We start from the raw sequence: 19763 nt of genomic DNA on the forward strand, positions 1-19763 counted from the left end.
TTGTTAATAATTTGCTAGCAACTAATTATAGGTATTAACAAGTGTGATCGGAATCACAATATTTGCTTTTTATAACTCATACGCCAGGCTTATCCATTTGCTGATATAATGAGGGGCTTGCGTATCAGTGCTGGATATTAACTCATCCGTATTGAGAGATTTTCATTAAAATCATTTGGTTAGTAATATGAAACATACTGTTGAAGTGATGATCCCGGAAGCCGAGATCAAAGCGCGTATCGCCGAACTGGGTCGTCAAATCACCGAACATTACAAGGACAGCGGCAGCGAAATGGTGCTGGTCGGTCTGTTGCGTGGCTCTTTCATGTTCATGGCAGACCTGTGCCGTGAAGTGCATGTGCCCCACGAAGTCGATTTTATGACCGCCTCCAGCTACGGCAGCGGCATGTCCACGACCCGTGATGTGAAAATCCTGAAAGACCTGGATGAAGATATTCGTGGCAAAGATGTGCTGATCGTTGAGGATATCATCGACTCCGGCAACACGCTGTCAAAAGTGCGCGAGATCCTGAGCCTGCGTGAGCCAAAATCGCTGGCGATTTGCACCCTGCTGGATAAGCCTGACCGCCGTGAAGTGCAGGTGCCGGTAGAGTTTGTGGGTTTCTCAATTCCTGACGAGTTCGTCGTCGGTTACGGCATTGACTACGCACAGCGTTATCGTCATCTGCCGTATGTAGGAAAAGTGGTGTTGCTGGACGAGTAATTGCGCTTTGTTGCCCGGTGGCGCTGCGCTTACCGGGCCTACGAATGGGCACATGTAGGCCGGGTAAGGCGCAGCCGCCACCCGGCTTTGTTTATTTATGGTTTACATGCTTAAGCTGAAGGTTGGCAATCCCCGAACGGTAACGCTGCTCCAGCGTTTCGCGGTTGGTGGCGGTCACTTCCAGATTGCGCAGCAGACCATCGTGAATTCCGTACGCCCAGCCGTGGATAGAGACCTTCTGCCCGCGTTTCCAGGCTGATTGCATGATCGTTGAGTGGCCCAGGTTATACACCTGCTCCATCACGTTGAGTTCGCAAAGGGTATCCATGCGACGCTCCTGCGGCATTTCACCCAGCAGTGAGCTATGTTTGAACCAGATATCGCGGATGTGCAGTAGCCAGTTATCAATGAGCCCCAGCTCCGTGTTTTCAACCGCCGCCTGCACGCCGCCGCAGCCGTAATGGCCGCAAATGATGATGTGCTCGACTTGCAGAACGTCAACGGCATACTGAACAACAGAAAGACAGTTGAGATCGGTGTGAATCACCAGATTGGCAACGTTGCGGTGAACGAACAGTTCGCCGGGCTCAAGGCCGGTCAGGCGCTCCGCCGGTACGCGGCTGTCGGAGCATCCAATCCAGAGAAAGCGTGGGTTTTGCGCCTGCGCGAGTTTTCCAAAAAATCCGGGGTCTTCCTCCACCAGCATTTTTGACCATAGTGCATTGTTGCTGATGAGTGTATCTATGTTGTTCATGGAGGTTAGCGACCTGTAACCGAGTAATTGCGTTGCGCTACTATAGGGTAACCCGACTTTTAATGAAACCACACAACGTGTGTCAGAACTGAAGGTAAGTTAATTTCATGGCAATTGCACTGGAGCTTGAGCAGCTTAAAAAAACCTATCCGGGCGGCGTTCAGGCGCTACGCGGAATAGATCTAAAAGTAGAGGCCGGTGATTTTTACGCGCTTCTGGGGCCGAACGGCGCGGGGAAATCGACCACCATTGGGATTATCAGTTCGCTGGTCAATAAAACGTCCGGCCGGGTGAGCGTCTTTGGTTATGACCTGCAAAAAGATGTGGTCAACGCCAAGCGCCAGCTGGGGCTGGTACCACAGGAGTTCAACTTCAACCCGTTCGAGACGGTGCAGCAAATCGTCGTTAACCAGGCGGGCTATTACGGCGTCGAGCGTAAAGAGGCCCTGGAGCGGAGCGAAAAATACCTCAAGCAGCTCGACCTGTGGGAAAAGCGTAACGAACGCGCCCGGATGCTATCCGGCGGGATGAAGCGCCGCCTGATGATTGCCCGCGCGCTGATGCACGAGCCAAAACTGCTGATTCTTGATGAGCCGACGGCGGGTGTCGATATTGAACTGCGCCGCTCCATGTGGGGCTTCCTGAAGGATCTCAACGACAAAGGCACCACCATTATTCTGACCACCCACTACCTTGAAGAGGCGGAAATGCTCTGCCGCAACATCGGCATCATCCAGCACGGTGAGCTGGTGGAGAACACCTCGATGAAGAATCTGCTCTCCAAGCTGAAATCAGAAACCTTCATCCTCGATCTGGCGGCTAAAAGCCCGCTGCCGAAGCTTGAAGGGTATCAGTATCGCCTCGTCGATACCTCGACGCTGGAGGTGGAAGTGCTGCGCGAGCAGGGGATTAACAGTGTGTTCTCGCAGCTGAGCGCGCAGGGGATTCAGGTCTTAAGTATGCGTAACAAAGCGAACCGACTGGAAGAGCTGTTTGTCTCTCTGGTACAGGACAAACAAGGAGACAAGGCATGACGCATCTTTACTGGGTCGCGCTGAAAAGCATCTGGGCGAAAGAGATTAACCGCTTTATGCGTATCTGGGTGCAAACCCTGGTGCCACCGGTCATCACGATGACGCTCTATTTCATCATCTTCGGTAACCTGATTGGTTCCCGGATTGGTGAAATGCACGGCTTTACCTATATGCAGTTTATCGTGCCGGGACTGATTATGATGGCGGTGATTACTAACGCCTACGCCAACGTGGCGTCGTCATTCTTCAGTGCTAAGTTCCAGCGCAATATTGAAGAGCTGCTGGTTGCGCCTGTGCCGACGCACGTCATTATCGCGGGCTATGTTGGCGGCGGCGTAGCGCGCGGGCTGTGCGTGGGGATCCTGGTCACGGCGATTTCGCTGTTCTTCGTGCCGTTCCAGGTCCACTCGTGGCTGTTCGTCGCGCTGACGCTGCTCCTGACGGCAATCCTCTTCTCGCTGGCCGGATTACTGAACGCTGTGTTCGCTAAGACGTTTGACGATATCAGCCTGATTCCGACCTTCGTGCTGACGCCGCTGACCTATCTCGGCGGGGTGTTCTACTCCCTGACGCTGCTGCCACCGTTCTGGCAGGCGCTGTCGCACCTGAACCCGATTGTCTACATGATCAGCGGTTTTCGCTTTGGCTTCCTCGGCATTACCGATGTGCCGCTGTTTACCACGGTAGCGGTGCTGGTGGTGTTCATCATCGCCTTCTACCTGCTCTGCTGGTATCTGATCCAGCGCGGACGCGGTCTGCGCAGCTAATCTTTTGCCCGGCGACGTTTAGTTTGCCGGGCACTTTCTTTGACAGTTATCACCGAAAGCTAACCTTCACTTCGCTAAACTACTTGCCTGCTAAGGAGAGAGTTATGCTGGGATGGGTTATCACCTGCCACGATGAACAGGCGCAGGAAATACTGGATAAGCTTGAAGCCAGATTTGGCCCGCTGGTGCAATGCCGGGCGGTAAACTACTGGCGCGGGTTGAGCACCAACATGCTTAGCCGCATGATGTGCGATGCCCTGCATGAAACCGACACCGGTGATGGCGTGATCTTTCTTACCGATAAATCGGGCGCGGCGCCTTACCGCGCAGCCGCTTTGCTCAGCCATAAGCACGCGTGCTGTGAAGTGATCTCGGGTATTAACCTCTCCCTGCTGGCGTTAATGTATCCGCAGCGTGGATCCTTAAGCAGCGCTGAGTTTCGCCAGGCCATCGTGGCGCAGGGCGTTCCGGGCGTCAGCAGCTTGTGGCATCAGCAGCAAAAAAATCCTCCTTTCGTCCTGCTCCACGATTTGTATAAGAATTAAACGTTGGTATTGATGTCTCATTTGTTACAATAGCGGCAGTTTTCCGCACCGATTAAGACACCATGCTACCGCGCATTCTTTTCCTGCTATTGATGCTCATTTCCGGCGTCAGCTCAGCCAGTTTACTCAGCCAGCAAACGCTGCCTGCCCAGTACATGCAAACCACCGAAGACGCGGCGATCTGGGCGCAGGTGGGAAACAGCGTGATCAACGTCGGTAACGTGCGCGCCGGGCAGATCCTGGCCGTCGTGCCCGCGGCGGCGGACTACTATGAATTTCGCTTCGGTTTTGGCACGGGTTTTATCGATAAAGGGCACCTGGAGCCGGTTCAGGGGAAACAGCGCGTTGAGGACAGCCTCGGCGATCTCAATAAACCCCTGAGCAATCAGAATCTCATTACCTGGAAAGACACGCCGGTCTATAACGCGCCGTCGAGCGGTAGCGCGCCGTTCGGCACATTAAGCGCCAATCTTCGCTATCCCATATTAAACAAACTGAAAGACCGCCTGAATCAGACCTGGTTTCAGATCCGCATCGGCAATCGTCTGGCGTGGATCAGCAGCCTGGATGCGCAGGAAGATAATGGACTTCCGGTTCTGACCTACCATCATATTTTGCGTGATGAAGAAAACACGCGCTTTCGACATACGTCCACGACCACCAGCGTACGTGCGTTTAACAACCAGATGGCCTGGTTACGCGATCAGGGCTATACCACCCTGACGATGTACCAGCTGGAAGGGTACGTGCGTAACAAAATGAACCTGCCTGCAAAATCGGTGGTAATAACCTTTGACGACGGCCTGAAATCTGTCAGCCGCTATGCCTATCCTGTGCTGAAAGAGTACGGCTTCAACGCTACCGCATTTATTATCTCTTCCCGCATTAAAGGCCACCCGCAGAAATGGGATCCTAAATCGCTGCAGTTTATGAGCGTGCAGGAGATTAAGGGCATTCAGGATGTGTTTGATATTCAGTCTCATACCCACTTCCTGCACCGCGTGGATGGGTATAAGCACCCGATTTTACTGAGCCGCAGCTATCACGTGATTTTGTTTGATTTTGAACGCTCGCGTCGCGCGCTGGCGCAGTTTAACCCGCGCGTACTCTATCTTTCCTATCCGTTTGGCGGCTACGACAATAAAGCGATAAAGGCGGCAAATGATGCCGGTTTCCATCTGGCAGTGACGACGGTGAAAGGTAAGGTGAAGCCGGGTGATAATCCGTTCTTACTGAAACGCCTGTACATCTTAAGAACGGATTCGCTGGAAACAATGTCGCGGCTGATCAGCAATCAGCCGCAGGGATAATGCTTAAGCAACCTGAACCGGAATCGCCTTCGCGGTACGTTTCATGTCGTTGTCGCCTTCAAAATAGGCGACTTTCGGCTGCCAGCGGCGTGCCTCTTCATCAGACATCATCACGAAGCTGGCGATAATCACAATATCGCCCACGTCAGCGCAGTGCGCTGCCGCGCCGTTAACGGAGATGATTTTAGACCCGCGCTCGGCGGCGATGGCATAGGTTGAGAAACGTTTGCCGTTGTTAACGTTCCAGATATCAATCGCTTCGTTTTCAAGGATGCCCGCGGCATCAAGGAAATCCTGGTCGATGGCGCAGGAGCCTTCATAGTGCAGGTCGGCCTGGGTGACTTTCACACGGTGAAGCTTACCTTGCAGCATTTTGCGAATCATTACGTTTACCTTTCATCTTCCGGGTAGAGAAACCTACGCCAGTTCAACCACTTTGTTGTCGATTAGGCGGGCCTGACCAAGCCATGCCGCCACCAGAATGACCGCACGTTTGCTGGTCTGTGTAAGCTCCAGAAGCGTGTCGGCATCGCGAATTTGAATATCATCAGCGCGGAAGCCTTTATCGTTCAGCGCCTGTTCAGCCAGAGCAATAATCTCTTCGGCAGTTAACTCTTTCGCCAGAAGCTGTTCTGCCATGGTATTCATGACCTTGCTTAAGCCCGGCGCGATTTTACGCTGGTCGGCGGTCAGGTAGCCATTTCGCGAGCTGAGCGCCAGACCGTCTTTGGCGCGTACAATCGGTACGCCGACAATCTCGATATCGTAACCCATATCCGCAACCATCTTGCGGATCAGCGCCAGCTGTTGGAAATCTTTCTCACCGAAGCAGGCAACGTCCGGCTGCACCAGGTTGAACAGCTTGCTGACGATGGTCGATACGCCGCGGAAATGACCCGGGCGGCTCGCGCCTTCGAGCATTGTGGAAATCCCCGGGACGTCAACGTAGGTTGTCTCTTCAGTACCCTGCGGGTAAACATCCGCCGGTGCAGGTGAGAAGACGATATCCGCATGGCGTTTTTTTAGCTTCTCGCAATCTTCCTGCAGGGTACGCGGATAGCGTGCCAGATCGTCGGCGCGGTCAAACTGCATTGGGTTAACGAAGATACTGACCACCACGATATCTGCACGGGCTCTTGCTTCGTCAACCAGCTTCATATGACCGTCATGCAGGTTGCCCATGGTCGGGACCAGTGCGATACGTTTACCTTCCTGACGCGCACGACGGATATGCTGGCGAAGCAGCGGCAGGGTTTCAATGATTAGCACAACGAGACTCCTTAATGGAAACTGTGTTCTTCACCCGGGTAAACACCGGATTCAACGTCGGCAATATACTGCCTGACCGCAGCGCGCATGTCGCCCGCTTCGGTGAGGAAATTTTTGGCAAATTTTGGAATATGTCCGCCAGTGATGCCAAAGGCGTCGTGCATCACCAGAATCTGACCGTCAGTCACGTTGCCCGCACCAATACCAATCACCGGAATCGACAGAGCTTCAGTAATGCGCTTCGCCAGCTCAACCGGCACGCACTCCAGCACCAGCAGTTGGGCACCTGCGGCTTCCAGCGCCAGGGCATCATCCAGCAGCGTCTGGGCTGCATCACCACGGCCCTGCACTTTATATCCACCAAAGATGTTGACGGATTGCGGCGTCAAACCCAAATGGCCGCACACCGGCACGGCACGCTCGGTGAGCATCTTCACCGTATCCACCAGCCAGGTGCCGCCTTCAACTTTGACCATATTAGCGCCCGCACGCATCACCGCTGCCGCGTTTTCAAATGCCTGCTCCGGCGTGGCGTAGGCCATAAACGGCAGATCGGAAAGCAGCAGGCAGGCTGGGGCGCCACGGCGCACGGCGCGGGTATGGTAAGCGATATCCTCAACCGTCACCGGCAGGGTGGAATCATGTCCTTGTACCGTCATCCCTAACGAATCTCCGACCAGCATGACGTTGATCCCCTCTTCGGCAAACAGTTTGGCGAAGCTGTAGTCATACGCGGTGATGGTGGCGAAGCGTTTTTTTTCCTGTTTGCATTTCTGCAGTAAGGAGATGGTGGTTGGTTTCATACTGTTTCCTGATAGCCCAAAGCGAATCTTTGCGCATTCTAACAGTAACATTCGAGGGAACAATGATTTTAGGTAACCGATTAGCCACAATTATTTTGAGGCTAATCAGCAGGGGAACCCGATCACCAGCGAGCGGGTCTTTCCGCGTTGAGGCTGTCCAGAATGGACTTAAGTGGGGGGCCATCCGGGAAGATAAGATCGGGGGCGACTTCAAACAGCGGCCAGAGCATAAACCCGCGATTTTTCATGTCGTAATGCGGAACGGTGAGACGTTCAGTGTTAATGGTCTCGTGACCAAACAGCATAATGTCGAGGTCCAGCGTGCGCGGTCCCCAGCGCTCGGCTTTGCGAACGCGGCCCTGCTGCAGTTCGATGCGCTGGGTATTGTCCAGCAGCTCTTCTGGGCCCAGTTCAGTCTCAAGGATCACGGCGGCGTTCAGATAATCAGGCTGATCCTGCGGACCCAACGGCGGAGTGCGGTAGAACGAGGAGACAGCCACAATCTTGCTTTGCGGGATCTCACCCAGCGCCTGTACGGCAGCATTCACCTGCTCCAGCGGAGAGGCTAAATTGCTGCCGATGGCGATATACGCGAGGGTCATGCTGTTCCTTCACGACGCGGCGCGCGTTTGCGCGGGCGACGATGACGGCGACGCGGTTCCGGCTCTTCATCCAGCCCGGTCAACATATCTTTCTGCTCTGGCGGGGCGGAAACCTGGAATTCGGCCCACCACTGCGCCAGACGCTGCAGCTCCTGGTTGCGTTCAATTTCCGCGCGCAGCGACAGGAGATCGAAGGCTGCGCGGAATTTAGGATGCTCCATCAGCTTCCAGGCGCGTTTGCCCTGACGACGGGACATGCGCAGCTGAAGCTGCCAGATATCGCGCACCAGAGTGGTAATACGTTTCGGAATGGCGAGCGTGCGGCAGCCTTCGTCGAGCACGTCGTTGGCGGCCAGCGCGAACGCATCGTAATAGGCGAGTCCGCTCTCCTGGGTGATGCGCTGGGCCGTTTCCAGCAGCGGATACCAGAACATCGCGGCAAACAGGAACGCCGGGTTCACGCGCATGTCGTTGCGAATGCGGGTATCGGTATTTTTCAGCACCTGCACAATCATCCGCTCCATTGGGCTGTCACCGTTTTCGGTGAAGTAGCGGGTAATGGTCGGGAACAGCGGCTGGAACAGGTTGTATTCACGCAGCAGATTGTAGGTTTCAAAGCCGTGGCCGGCCTGCAGCAGCTTCAGGGCCTCTTCGAACAGGCGGGCAGGGGGCACGTCGTTAATCAGAGTCGCCAGACGCGGAATAGGCTCTGCCGTTTCCGGGCTGATGCGCATGTTCAGCTTGGCGGCGAAACGCACGGCGCGCAGCATACGCACGGGATCTTCACGATAGCGCGTTTCCGGCGTGCCGATCAGACGGATCAGACCTTCTTTCAGGTCCTGCATGCCGCCGACGTAATCGCGCACTGTGAAATCCGCCACGCTGTAATAAAGGCTATTGATGGTGAAGTCGCGACGCTGGGCATCTTCTTCGATGGATCCGAAGATATTGTCACGCAGCAGCATACCGTTCTGGCCGCGCTGTGACGTCGTGCGATCGGACGCGCCCGCTTCGTGGTGTCCGCGGAAGGTCGCCACTTCGATAATTTCTGGCCCAAACATCACGTGAGCCAGACGGAAACGGCGGCCAACGAGACGGCAGTTACGGAATAGTTTGCGCACCTGCTCAGGCGTGGCGCTGGTCGTCACGTCGAAATCTTTCGGTTTTTTGCCCAGCAGTAAATCACGCACTCCACCGCCTACGAGATAGGCCTCGTAGCCCGCTTTATTCAGACGATAGAGCACCTTGAGGGCATTTTCACTGATATCTTTGCGGGAAATTGTGTGCTGCTCACGCGGGATAACCGACATGTGTGGCTGTGCAATAGCATCGTTCGCCATGCTCTCTTCGCGGCTTAGCACTTTACGGCAAAAATTAGCGACTCGGGTAAAAATGGTACACCTCGTAGTGTGTTTTGTTATGAAAAAAGCGGCTAATCATAGCTCAGCGCAACGCATTTGAGAATGCTGGATTTTTGGCACTGCCGCGAGCGTCCAGTTGGCAACGGCCATTTTCAGCAGTTCGTCAATACGCAGATCCTGCCATTCGTTGGTTACATTCTGGTTGAGAAACCGCAGCGCGTCGATCAAAACAGGACGCGGATCGCCCTCTGGCAGGGCCGGGGCGTGGTTCTGCTTTGACAATTTTAAGCCCTGCGCATTAACCGCCAGCGGCAGATGAATGTAATCCGGGGCCGTCCAGCCAAACTGGTGATATAGCGATATTTGTCGCACGGTGGGCTCGACCAGATCCGCCCCGCGCACAATCTCCGTCACGCCCTGAAAACGATCGTCGACGACCACGGCCAGGTTGTAGGCGAAAAGGCCGTCACGACGGTGAATAATAAAATCCTCACGCGCCAGACGTTCATCGGCATGAATCTCACCGGAGAGGAGATCGTTAAAGCGCGTCACCGGGGAGCGCTGCTTGATGCGCACGGCGGCATTTTCCGGGGGAAGGTTGAGCGTACGACAGTGACCATCATAAACCCCTCCTACGCTCTGGATACGGGCGCGGGTGCAGGTGCAGTTATAGGAAAGCCCCCGATCGCGAAGCCAGGCCAGACGTTCCCGATAAGCATCGTGACGTTTTGACTGCCAGAGCACCTCGTCATCCCAGTGAAGACCGTAATGTTCCAGCTGACGCAGAATAGTCTCTGCTGCACCGGGAACTTCACGCGGAGGGTCAATATCTTCAATGCGGACAAGCCATTTTCCCCGGCGGGCGCGAGCCTGCAGGTAGCTGCCGAGCGCGGCAATTAATGAGCCGAAGTGTAATTCACCGGAAGGAGATGGCGCGAAGCGCCCAATATAGTGTGATTCAGACATATCAACAGTAACAAGGCGGGAGAGACTCCCGCCTTTGGAGTGTGTAAACAGCGCTGGTGTTAACCGGCCATCTGTTTTTCGCGGATTTCGGCCAGCGTTTTACAGTCGATGCACAGATCGGCGGTTGGACGCGCTTCCAGGCGACGAATACCGATTTCAACACCGCAGGATTCGCAGTAGCCAAAATCTTCGTCTTCGACTTTTTTCAGCGTTTTCTCGATCTTTTTGATCAGTTTGCGTTCGCGGTCACGGTTACGCAGTTCGAGGCTGAACTCTTCTTCCTGAGCGGCACGGTCTACCGGATCCGGGAAGTTGGCAGCTTCATCCTGCATATGAGTAACGGTGCGATCGACTTCATCCCTGAGTTGATTACGCCATGCTTCAAGAATACGCTTGAAGTGCGACAGCTGGGCTTCGTTCATATACTCTTCGCCCGGCTTCTCTTGATACGGCTCCACCCCAGCGATGGCGAGAATACTCAGGGACGATGTTTTACGGTTTTGCCCTTCTTGCATGTTGCTTCTCCTTAACACGCACTATCGATCCCCGTGTTGGGGGAAAAATCAGGTCGCTATAAATAGCAGATGCTTTTCCGTATGGCAATTATCTAAACGTAACACTTGACAAGCCTGTGAGGAAAAGCGTATTTGCGCACGCGGCCAGAACACTTATTCGTCAATCGTCTAATCCCTTATAAGACAATGGGAAGAGAGGATCTCAGAGTCATATTATCGGCAGAAAGTTCCGCTTTATAAGCGAAAACCTCTACCCCCTGCTTTTGTGCCTCATTCAACAATTGCGCGTATTTAGGGTCAATATGGCGGGCAGGGGAGAAACGTTCAATGGCTGAATGCAATACTGCAAACAGCAATACGGCGCGTTTGCCCGCCGCCGCAACACTCATTAGCTCTCGCAGATGCTTCTGGCCACGTAGCGTTACCGCATCCGGGAAGTAGCCATTTTCCTGTTCCGCTAACGTCACTGATTTCACTTCAATATAGCACTCGGGCCTGTCTTCCGCCTGTAACATGAAGTCAATTCTGCTGCCTTCATCGCCATATTTCACTTCACTTTTATGCGTGCCATATCCCACCAGTTCGGGAATGGTGCCAAGGGTCAGCGCTTCCTTAACCAGCTGATTTGCGCGCTGGGTATTGACGCAAATAAATGCCCCGTTTTGCGTTTCGGTCATTTCCCAGGTATGGGCATATTTGCGTTTACTATTTTCTGATGTGGAATACCAGACTCTGTCACCCGGCGTCGCACATCCCGTCATGGCACCGGTATTGGGGCAGTGCAGGGTGAGCTGAACCCCTTCGGGGGTAATCACGTCGGCGAGGAAGCGTTTGTAGCGTTGGATTAACGTGGCGTGCTGCAGAGGAGGACTAAACTTCATCAGAATTCCTTTCGGTGTTGCCCAGCGTCCAGCGCTGTAGTGGCGTATAGCGGGTGCGTCCCTGTGCAAAGACGGATTCATAAAGCGCGAATGTGTTGACCGGAAACGCCCAGTGAAAACCCGGCGGCGGGATGGCAACGGCCTGACCGGCATCGCGCAGCAGCGTGATATGCGGATGAAACGGCTGTGGGCTCTGATAACAGCCGCTGCGCGCCGCCTGCGCGCGCAGCATGTTCGCCAGCTGCAATAATCCGCGCGGCGGCTGGCGCGTTCCCAGCCAGACCACGCGCGAACGCAGCCACTGACCCGCGTCGTCAAGTTGCAGCGTAAATTCCGGCTGGGCAATACGCCCGGCCATTGCGGCTAATGCCCGCTGTTTTTCGGCGCTGACGTCGCCCAAAAAGGCCAGCGTCAGGTGCAGGTTAGCCGCCGCAACAGGACGGCCTGCTTCCGGCGCGAAGTTGTCGGCACGCCAGCGAACAATTTGACGCTGTATCGTGGTGGGCAATTCAATGGCAAAAAACAGCCGTTTCGACTCAGGCATACGGAGGACTCGGTAATGATATGCGCCGATGCTACAATGTACGCCGACTAATGTTAACCCTCTGGAGCTGTTAGTGTCCTCATTGCCGGTCGCCGTCGTTCTTCCTGACCTTCTCGCTGCCTTACGCCATTCCCCGCAGGTTTTGCTCAGTGCCCCGACGGGGGCGGGTAAGTCCACCTGGCTGCCGCTGCAGATTCTGAAAGACGGGAACATCAGCGGGAAAATTATCCTGCTGGAGCCGCGCAGGCTGGCCGCGCGCAACGTGGCGCAGCGTCTGGCGGAGCTGCTGAATGAAAAACCGGGCGAAACGGTAGGTTACAGGATGCGTGCCGAAACCTGCGTTGGCCCGACCACGCGTCTTGAAGTGGTCACCGAGGGCATTCTTACCCGCATGCTGCAAAACGATCCGGAGCTGAACGGCGTTGGGCTGGTGATCCTGGATGAATTCCACGAGCGCAGCCTGCAGGCGGATCTGGCCCTCGCGCTGTTGCTGGACGTTCAGCAGGGGCTGCGCGACGATCTCCGGCTTTTGATAATGTCGGCCACGCTGGACAATGAGCGGCTACGGCAGGCGCTACCCGATGCGCCTGTTATCAGCTCTGAAGGGCGGGCGTATCCAGTTGAACGCCGCTATCAACCGCTTTTGACCCATCAGCGTTTTGACGAAGCGGTCGCCATCGCAACCGCAGAACTGCTGCGTCAGGAACCCGGCTCGCTGCTTCTGTTTTTGCCGGGTGTCGGTGAGATCCAGCGCGTGCAGGAGCACCTTTCTACCCGCGTAGGCGGCGATGTGCTGCTTTGCCCGCTTTACGGCGCGCTGTCACTGCAGGATCAGCGTAAAGCTATCCTTCCTGCCCCGGTGGGGCAGCGCAAGGTGGTGCTGGCAACCAACATTGCTGAAACCAGTTTGACCATTGAAGGTATTCGCCTGGTGGTGGATAGCGCGCAGGAGCGGGTGGCAAGCTTTGACCCGCGTACCGGGCTGACTAAACTCCTGACGCAGCGCATCAGCCAGGCGTCGATGGTGCAGCGCGCTGGCCGAGCGGGGCGTCTTGAGCCGGGTATCTGCCTGCATTTGACCAGCGCGGAACAGGCTGAACGTGCTGCACAGCAAAGCTCGCCGGAAATTTTACAAAGTGATTTGTCTGGTCTGGTGATGGATCTACTCCAGTGGGGCTGCCCGAACCCTGAGCAGCTCACCTGGCTCAATCCTCCCCCTGTCGTAAACCTCACCGCTGCGCGCACGTTGCTGACGCAGCTTGGCGCGCTGGAAGGCGAGCGTCTGACGGCGCGCGGCCAGAAAATGGCGGCGCTGGGCAACGATCCGCGTCTGGCTGCGATGCTGGTGGCTGCGCAAGGGGAAGATGAAATTGCCACGGCGGCAAAACTGGCGGCTATTCTTGAGGAGCCGCCGCGTGGAGGCAACAGCGATCTGGGGCAGGCTTTTTCGCGCAATCAGGGAAACTGGCAGCAGCGGGCGCAGCAGCTGAGCAAACGCCTGAATAGCCGGGGAGGAGCGCCTGACAGCGATAAGATTGCCTTCCTGCTGGCCCAGGCCTTCCCGGACAGGATTGCGCGTCGGCGCGGGCTGGACGGTCGCTACCAGCTGGCAAACGGCATGGGTGCGATGCTGGACAGCGATGACGCCCTGACGCGTCATGAGTGGCTGATTGCGCCGCTCCTGCTGCAGGGCAGCCATTCTCCGGATGCGCGTATCCTGCAGGCGATAGCCGTAGATATTGACGCCCTGACGCGTACCTGTCCGCAGCTGCTTCAGCAATCTGATACCGTGGAGTGGGATGACGCCCAGGGCACGCTTAAGGCGTTTCGTCGCAGCCAGATTGGAAAGCTGACGCTTGGAACGAAGCCGCTGGCGAAGCCGTCGGAAGAAGAGCTGCATCAGGCGATGCTGAACGGTATTCGGGAAAAAGGGTTGAGTGCCCTGAACTGGACGCCGGAAGCGGATCAGTACCGCATTCGTCTGCACTGCGCCGCGAAGTGGCTACCGGAATATAGTTGGCCTGCGGTGGATGACGAGACGCTGCTGGCTACGCTTGAGCACTGGCTACTGCCGCAGATGAGCGGCGTACACTCTCTGCGAGCCCTTAAGGCGCTTGATGTTAAGACTGCGTTACAGAATTTACTGAACTGGTCATTACGTCAACGTCTGGATAGTGAACTGCCAGGGCATTACACTGTGCCGACCGGAAGCCGGATTACTATCCGTTATCATGAGGAAAATCCGCCGGCGCTGGCGGTTCGGATGCAGGAGATGTTTGGTGAAGCCACCACGCCGTCCATTGCGGAAGGGCGCGTGCCGTTGGTGCTTGAACTGCTGTCGCCTGCGCATCGCCCCTTGCAGATCACCCGAGATTTAGGGGCGTTCTGGGCGGGGAGCTACCGTGACGTGCAGAAAGAGATGAAGGGGCGATATCCCAAACACGTCTGGCCGGACGATCCGGCGAATACGGCGCCGACGCGGCGAACGAAGAAATATTCGTAAAAGGGAGTGTGGCCTGATGCCCTCACCCCGGCTCTCTCCCACGGGGAGAGGGAGAAAACAAATTTTGAGAGATTTCTTCTTTCACAGGCCTGTGAAAGAAAAGAAAATCTGGCCTTTGCGCCTGAAAGTTGCGGAGAAAAAGCATGGCGGGGAATGACCGCGAGCCAATAGGACGTAAGGGAAAACCAACGCGTCCGGCGAAGGAAAAAGTAAGCCGTCGTCGCCTCAGAGATGAGGACTATGACGATGACTATGAAGACGATGATGAGGATGAAGAACCGATGCCGCGTAAAGGGAAAGGCAAAGGGCGTAAGCCTCGGGGCAAGCGCGGCTGGTTCTGGCTGCTGCTGAAGCTGTTTATTGTTTTTGTCGTGCTGATGGCGATTTACGGCGTGTATCTCGATCAGAAGATCCGCAGCCGTATCGACGGTAAAGTCTGGCAGTTACCTGCGGCAGTGTATGGCCGTATGGTGAACCTTGAGCCAGATATGTCCATCACTAAGAACGAGATGGTTAAACTGCTGGAAGCCACCCAGTATCGTCAGGTGTCAAAAATGACGAGGCCTGGCGAATTTACCGTGCAGGCGAACAGCATTGAGATGATCCGTCGTCCGTTTGATTTCCCGGACAGCAAAGAGGGTCAGGTGCGAGCGCGTCTGACCTTTGACGGCGATCGTCTGGATACCATCGAGAACATGGATAATAACCGCCAGTTCGGTTTCTTCCGTCTAGATCCGCGTCTGATCACCATGCTCTCGTCGGCAAACGGCGAGCAGCGTCTGTTCGTGGCGCGTAATGGCTTCCCGGATCTGCTGGTCGATACCCTGCTGGCAACCGAAGACCGTCACTTCTACGAGCACGACGGCATCAGCCTCTACTCGATTGGTCGTGCGGTGCTGGCGAACCTGACGGCGGGTCGTACCGTGCAGGGGGCGAGTACGCTGACCCAGCAGCTGGTGAAGAACCTGTTCCTCTCCAGCGAGCGCTCCTACTGGCGTAAAGCGAACGAAGCCTATATGGCCGTGCTGATGGATGCGCGCTACAGCAAGGATCGTATCCTTGAGCTGTACATGAACGAGGTCTACCTCGGTCAGAGCGGCGATAACGAAATCCGCGGCTTCCCGCTGGCGAGCCTGTACTACTTTGGCCGTCCGGTGGAAGAGCTGAGCCTGGATCAGCAGGCGCTGCTGGTGGGCATGGTGAAAGGGGCGTCCATTTATAACCCGTGGCGTAACCCGAAACTGGCGCTGGAGCGTCGTAACCTGGTGCTGCGTCTGCTGCAACAACAGCAGGTGATCGACCAGGAGCTGTACGACATGCTGAGCGCACGTCCGCTTGGCGTTCAGCCGCGCGGTGGGGTGATCTCGCCTCAGCCTGCATTTATGCAGCTGGTGCGTCAGGAACTGCAAAGCAAGCTTGGCGATAAGGTCAAAGATCTCTCCGGCGTGAAGATCTTCACCACCTTTGACTCCGTGGCGCAGGATGCGGCAGAAAAAGCAGCGGTAGAAGGCATTCCGGCGCTGAAGAAACAGCGTAAGCTCTCCGATCTGGAAACCGCGATGGTGGTGGTTGACCGTAACACTGGCGAAGTTCGCGCGATGGTGGGCGGTGCCGAGCCGCAGTTTGCTGGCTATAACCGCGCCATGCAGGCGCGTCGCTCAATCGGTTCTCTGGCAAAACCAGCAACCTATCTCACTGCCCTGAGTCAGCCAAATCAGTATCGCCTGAATACCTGGATTGCGGATGCGCCGATCTCCCTGCGCCAGCCCAACGGCCAGGTCTGGTCACCGCAGAACGATGATAAACAGTTCAGCGGGCAGGTCATGCTGGTGGATGCGTTGACCCGTTCCATGAACGTGCCAACGGTGAACCTGGGCATGTCGCTGGGACTGCCAGCGATTGTCGATACCTGGCAAAAACTTGGCGTGGCGAAAGATCAGCTGCACCCGGTACCGGCGATGATCCTCGGGGCGCTTAACCTGACGCCAATCGAAGTGGCGCAGGCGTTCCAGACCATCGCCAGCGGCGGTAACCGCGCGCCGCTCTCCGCCCTGCGTTCGGTGATTGCCGAAGATGGCTCCGTGCTGTATCAGAGCTTCCCGCAGGCGGAGCGTGCAGTTCCTGCTCAGGCCGCCTATATGACGCTGTGGACGATGCAGCAGGTAGTGCAGCGCGGTACCGGGCGTCAGCTGGGTGCGAAGTATCCGGGTCTGCATCTGGCGGGTAAAACCGGGACCACCAACAACAACGTCGATACCTGGTTTGCCGGGATTGATGGCCGTGAAGTGGTGATCACTTGGGTAGGCCGCGATAACAACCAGCCGACCAAGCTGTACGGCGCGAGCGGGGCGATGTCGATTTACCAGCGCTATCTGGCAAATCAGTCCCCGGTGCCGCTGAACCTTGTCGCGCCGGAAGATATCGTCGATATGGGCGTGGACAGCTCCGGTAACTTCGTCTGCGGCGGCGGAATGCGTACTCTGCCGGTCTGGACAACCAACCCGGATTCCCTGTGCCAGCAGAGCCAGCCTGAACAGCCGACCGGTAACCCGTTCGACCAGTCTTCTCAGCCACAGCAGCCGCAGCAGCAACAGCCGCAGCAGCAGAATGAGAAGAAAGACAGCGACGGTGTTGCGGGCTGGATTAAAGACATGTTCGGCGGTAACTAACCTTGTAAAGCCCTCTTCCCCGGAAGGGGGCTTTTTTTACCCGTAGACCTCATTTAGTTAACCCTCGTTTTAACTCTGATTAACCCTTCGTTTTCTCTTGATGATTTCTTAAACCCTTAATTCTCATAGGGCCGCTTACTGCTTGCTATGCAACCAGCGTTTCGCATATTATTCTGGCGCTCATAATAATAATTCTCGTTTACGTTATCATTCACTTTCACATCAGAGATTCAACATGGCGCTTTCCAATACTGCTCAGCCAATGAACACGTCGCTGCGTAAACTCGCGGTCGTCGTCGCTACAGCGGTTGCCGGCATGTCAACTTATGCACATGCTGCCGAAACCCCGAAAAAAGAAGAAACCATTACGGTAACAGCAGCTCCTGCGGCACAGGAAAGTGCCTGGGGTCCTGCTGCTACCATCGCCGCAAGGCAATCCGCGACCGGAACCAAAACGGATACCCCTATTCAAAAGGTTCCGCAGTCTATTTCTGTCGTCACTGCCGAAGAGATGGCTCTGCATCAGCCGCGCTCGGTGAAAGAAGCCCTGAGCTATACGCCGGGCGTTGCGGTAGGCACGCGCGGTGCGTCTAACACCTATGACTATCTGATTATTCGCGGCTTCGCAGCCGATGGTCAGACGCAGAATAACTACCTCGACGGCATGAAAATGCAGGGGAACTTCTATAACGACGCGGTGATTGATCCGTATATGCTGGAGCGCGCCGAGATCATGCGCGGTCCGGTTTCCGTTCTGTACGGCAAAAGCAGCCCAGGCGGGTTGCTGAACATGGTCAGTAAGCGCCCAACAACCGAGCCCCTGAAAGAGATCCAGTTCAAAGTCGGCACGGACAGCCTGTTCCAGACCGGGTTCGACTTTAGCGATGCAATCGACGATGACGGCGTTTACTCTTACCGTTTAACGGGCGTTGCGCGTTCTAATAATTCCCAGCAGGAAGGTAAGGGCGAGCAGCGTTACGCCATCGCGCCATCGTTCTCCTGGCGTCCGGATGATAAAACCACCTTCACGTTCCTCTCCTATTTCCAGAACGAGCCTGAAACGGGCTACTACGGCTGGCTGCCAAAAGAGGGAACGGTTGATCCGCTGCCGAACGGCGATCGTCTGCCGACGAACTTCAACGAAGGCGCGAAGAACAATACCTATTCCCGTAACCAGAAAATGGTGGGATATAGCTTCGACCACGAGTTCAACGATACCTTTACCGTGCGTCAGAACCTGCGCTATGCGCAGAATAAAACTTCCCAAAACAGCGTCTACGGCTACGGCATGTGTTCCGATCCGCTCTACTCGAGTAATCCGGCATCCAGCCCTTGCGCGAGCGTTCCTCAGTCGCAGTGGGGTCATACGCTGACTCGCCAGTATGTGATCGATAACGAGAAGCTGGAAAACTTCACTGTTGATACGCAGTTGCAGAGCAAGTTCGCGACAGGTTCACTCGATCATACTCTGCTGACTGGGGTGGATTTCATGCGCATGCGTAATGACATCGACTCGTGGTTCGGCTATGCCGGTTCCGTTGCGCCATCTGATATCTATAACCTCGATCGTAGCGATTTCGATTTCGGTTCACATCCTGGACCGTCAGGTGCCTATCAGGTGTTGAACAAGCAAAAACAGACCGGCGTTTACGCTCAGGATCAAATTGAGTGGGACAAAGTCCTGGTAACCCTGGGCGGTCGTTATGACTGGGCCGATCAGGAATCCTACAACCGCGTGACGAACACCACCTCCAAACGTGATGATACCCAGTTCACCTGGCGCGGTGGCGTTAACTACCTGTTTGATAACGGTATAACCCCGTACTTTAGCTATAGCGAGTCGTTTGAACCGGCTTCTCAGACCGGAGCGAACGGCAACGTCTTTGCACCGTCTAAAGGCAAACAGTACGAAGCGGGCGTGAAATACGTGCCGAACGATCGTCCGATCGTCGTCACCGGTGCGTTGTACCAGTTGACCAAAACCAACAACCTGATGGCGGACCCGGCGGGCTCCTTCTTCTCGGTACAGGGCGGTGAAATCCGCGCGCGTGGCGTAGAGGTGGAAGCGAAAGCGGCACTGTCTGCGAGCGTTAACCTGGTGGGTTCTTATACCTATACCGATGCCGAATACACCACAGACACCACTTATAAAGGCAACACGCCTGCTCAGGTTCCAAAACACATGGCATCGCTGTGGGGTGATTACACGCTGTTTGACGGTACGCTGTCTGGCCTGACGCTGGGTACCGGCGTGCGTTACACGGGCTCAAGCTATGGCGATCCGGCGAACTCCTTCAAGGTGGGCAGCTATACCGTTGTCGATGCGCTGGTCAGATACGATCTGGCACGCGTTGGCATGGCTGGCTCAAACGTGGCGCTGCACGTGAACAACCTGTTCGATCGTGAGTACGTTGCCAGCTGCTTCAATACCTACGGCTGCTTCTGGGGTGCTGAACGTCAGGTTGTTGCCACCGCGACCTTCCGCTTCTAATCTCTCTTCGGGCACGGTTCGCCGT

The 19763-nt window shown here is 55.7% G+C and carries 18 protein-coding genes; 8 read left to right on the forward strand and 10 right to left on the reverse strand.

Going from position 1 to position 19763, the window contains the following annotated elements; all coding sequences use genetic code 11:
• The first annotated feature begins 187 nt into the window (after positions 1 to 187).
• A complete protein-coding gene (gene hpt / locus ACW9E7_RS02575) occupies positions 188 to 724 on the forward strand; it encodes a hypoxanthine phosphoribosyltransferase (RefSeq protein WP_008501948.1) in 537 nt (178 codons plus the stop codon).
• Between the two features lie 91 nt (positions 725 to 815).
• On the opposite strand, the gene can is transcribed toward hpt, so the two are convergent.
• A complete protein-coding gene (gene can, locus ACW9E7_RS02580; RefSeq protein ID WP_008501947.1) occupies positions 816 to 1478 on the reverse strand; it encodes a carbonate dehydratase in 663 nt (220 codons plus the stop codon).
• A gap of 107 nt (positions 1479 to 1585) precedes the next feature.
• Between can and ACW9E7_RS02585 the strand changes: the two genes are divergently transcribed.
• From ACW9E7_RS02585 to ACW9E7_RS02600, 4 genes are all read left to right on the forward strand, one after another.
• The gene (locus ACW9E7_RS02585) at positions 1586 to 2512 is read left to right on the forward strand and encodes an ABC transporter ATP-binding protein (protein WP_008501946.1); all 927 of its coding nucleotides are present in this window, start codon (positions 1586 to 1588) and stop codon (positions 2510 to 2512) included.
• Complete coding sequence (locus ACW9E7_RS02590; protein ID WP_023334536.1) at positions 2509 to 3279, forward strand: ABC transporter permease; 771 nt, start codon at positions 2509 to 2511, stop codon at positions 3277 to 3279. Before ACW9E7_RS02585 ends, ACW9E7_RS02590 begins: the two co-directional genes overlap by 4 nt.
• A 104-nt stretch (positions 3280 to 3383) precedes the next feature.
• The gene (locus ACW9E7_RS02595; RefSeq protein ID WP_133293795.1) at positions 3384 to 3824 is read left to right on the forward strand and encodes a PTS sugar transporter subunit IIA; all 441 of its coding nucleotides are present in this window, start codon (positions 3384 to 3386) and stop codon (positions 3822 to 3824) included.
• 62 nt (positions 3825 to 3886) lie between these two features.
• Positions 3887 to 5134, forward strand: coding sequence for a polysaccharide deacetylase family protein (locus ACW9E7_RS02600; RefSeq protein ID WP_133293796.1), 1248 nt, complete (start codon positions 3887 to 3889; stop codon positions 5132 to 5134).
• Between the two features lie 3 nt (positions 5135 to 5137).
• Here ACW9E7_RS02600 and panD read toward each other — a convergent pair whose 3' ends face one another.
• The 9 genes from panD to thpR all read right to left on the reverse strand — a co-directional run bounded on the left by panD (position 5138) and on the right by thpR (position 12075).
• Positions 5138 to 5518 (reverse strand): aspartate 1-decarboxylase, encoded by a 381-nt coding sequence (gene panD / locus ACW9E7_RS02605; protein ID WP_006810068.1) that lies wholly within the window; start codon positions 5516 to 5518, stop codon positions 5138 to 5140.
• 33 nt (positions 5519 to 5551) lie between these two features.
• A complete protein-coding gene (gene panC, locus ACW9E7_RS02610) occupies positions 5552 to 6403 on the reverse strand; it encodes a pantoate--beta-alanine ligase (RefSeq protein ID WP_115876422.1) in 852 nt (283 codons plus the stop codon).
• An 11-nt stretch (positions 6404 to 6414) separates the two neighbouring features.
• Positions 6415 to 7206, reverse strand: a complete 792-nt coding sequence (gene panB, locus ACW9E7_RS02615) for a 3-methyl-2-oxobutanoate hydroxymethyltransferase (RefSeq protein WP_458727212.1) — start codon at positions 7204 to 7206, stop codon at positions 6415 to 6417.
• A gap of 122 nt (positions 7207 to 7328) precedes the next feature.
• Positions 7329 to 7808 carry a 2-amino-4-hydroxy-6-hydroxymethyldihydropteridine diphosphokinase gene (folK, locus tag ACW9E7_RS02620; RefSeq protein ID WP_458727213.1) on the reverse strand — a complete coding sequence of 160 codons (480 nt, stop codon included), beginning with the start codon at positions 7806 to 7808 and terminating at the stop codon, positions 7329 to 7331.
• Positions 7805 to 9202, reverse strand: a complete 1398-nt coding sequence (pcnB, locus tag ACW9E7_RS02625) for a polynucleotide adenylyltransferase PcnB (RefSeq protein WP_202977124.1) — start codon at positions 9200 to 9202, stop codon at positions 7805 to 7807. Before pcnB ends, folK begins: the two co-directional genes overlap by 4 nt.
• Positions 9203 to 9244: 42 nt before the next feature.
• Positions 9245 to 10135: a tRNA glutamyl-Q(34) synthetase GluQRS gene (gene gluQRS / locus ACW9E7_RS02630; protein ID WP_143344656.1), complete on the reverse strand. Its 891-nt coding sequence runs from the start codon at positions 10133 to 10135 to the stop codon at positions 9245 to 9247.
• 59 nt (positions 10136 to 10194) lie between these two features.
• On the reverse strand, positions 10195 to 10650 hold the full coding sequence (dksA, locus tag ACW9E7_RS02635; protein WP_001155232.1) for an RNA polymerase-binding protein DksA: 456 nt from the start codon (positions 10648 to 10650) through the stop codon (positions 10195 to 10197).
• A 176-nt stretch (positions 10651 to 10826) separates the two neighbouring features.
• Positions 10827 to 11531, reverse strand: coding sequence for a DNA/RNA nuclease SfsA (gene sfsA, locus ACW9E7_RS02640; protein WP_023310436.1), 705 nt, complete (start codon positions 11529 to 11531; stop codon positions 10827 to 10829).
• The gene (thpR, locus tag ACW9E7_RS02645) at positions 11521 to 12075 is read right to left on the reverse strand and encodes an RNA 2',3'-cyclic phosphodiesterase (RefSeq protein ID WP_115876418.1); all 555 of its coding nucleotides are present in this window, start codon (positions 12073 to 12075) and stop codon (positions 11521 to 11523) included. Before thpR ends, sfsA begins: the two co-directional genes overlap by 11 nt.
• 73 nt (positions 12076 to 12148) lie before the next feature.
• Here thpR and hrpB point away from each other — a divergent pair, with 73 nt between their 5' ends.
• The 3 genes from hrpB (at position 12149) to fhuA (ending at position 19738) form a co-directional block, all read left to right on the forward strand.
• Positions 12149 to 14578: an ATP-dependent helicase HrpB gene (gene hrpB / locus ACW9E7_RS02650; RefSeq protein WP_458727214.1), complete on the forward strand. Its 2430-nt coding sequence runs from the start codon at positions 12149 to 12151 to the stop codon at positions 14576 to 14578.
• A gap of 143 nt (positions 14579 to 14721) precedes the next feature.
• Positions 14722 to 17247: a bifunctional glycosyl transferase/transpeptidase gene (gene mrcB, locus ACW9E7_RS02655; protein WP_458727215.1), complete on the forward strand. Its 2526-nt coding sequence runs from the start codon at positions 14722 to 14724 to the stop codon at positions 17245 to 17247.
• A gap of 235 nt (positions 17248 to 17482) precedes the next feature.
• Positions 17483 to 19738, forward strand: a complete 2256-nt coding sequence (fhuA, locus tag ACW9E7_RS02660; protein WP_458727216.1) for a ferrichrome porin FhuA — start codon at positions 17483 to 17485, stop codon at positions 19736 to 19738.
• Positions 19739 to 19763: the final 25 nt, after the last annotated feature.

This window comes from Enterobacter sp. H2G27, from assembly GCF_054403075.1.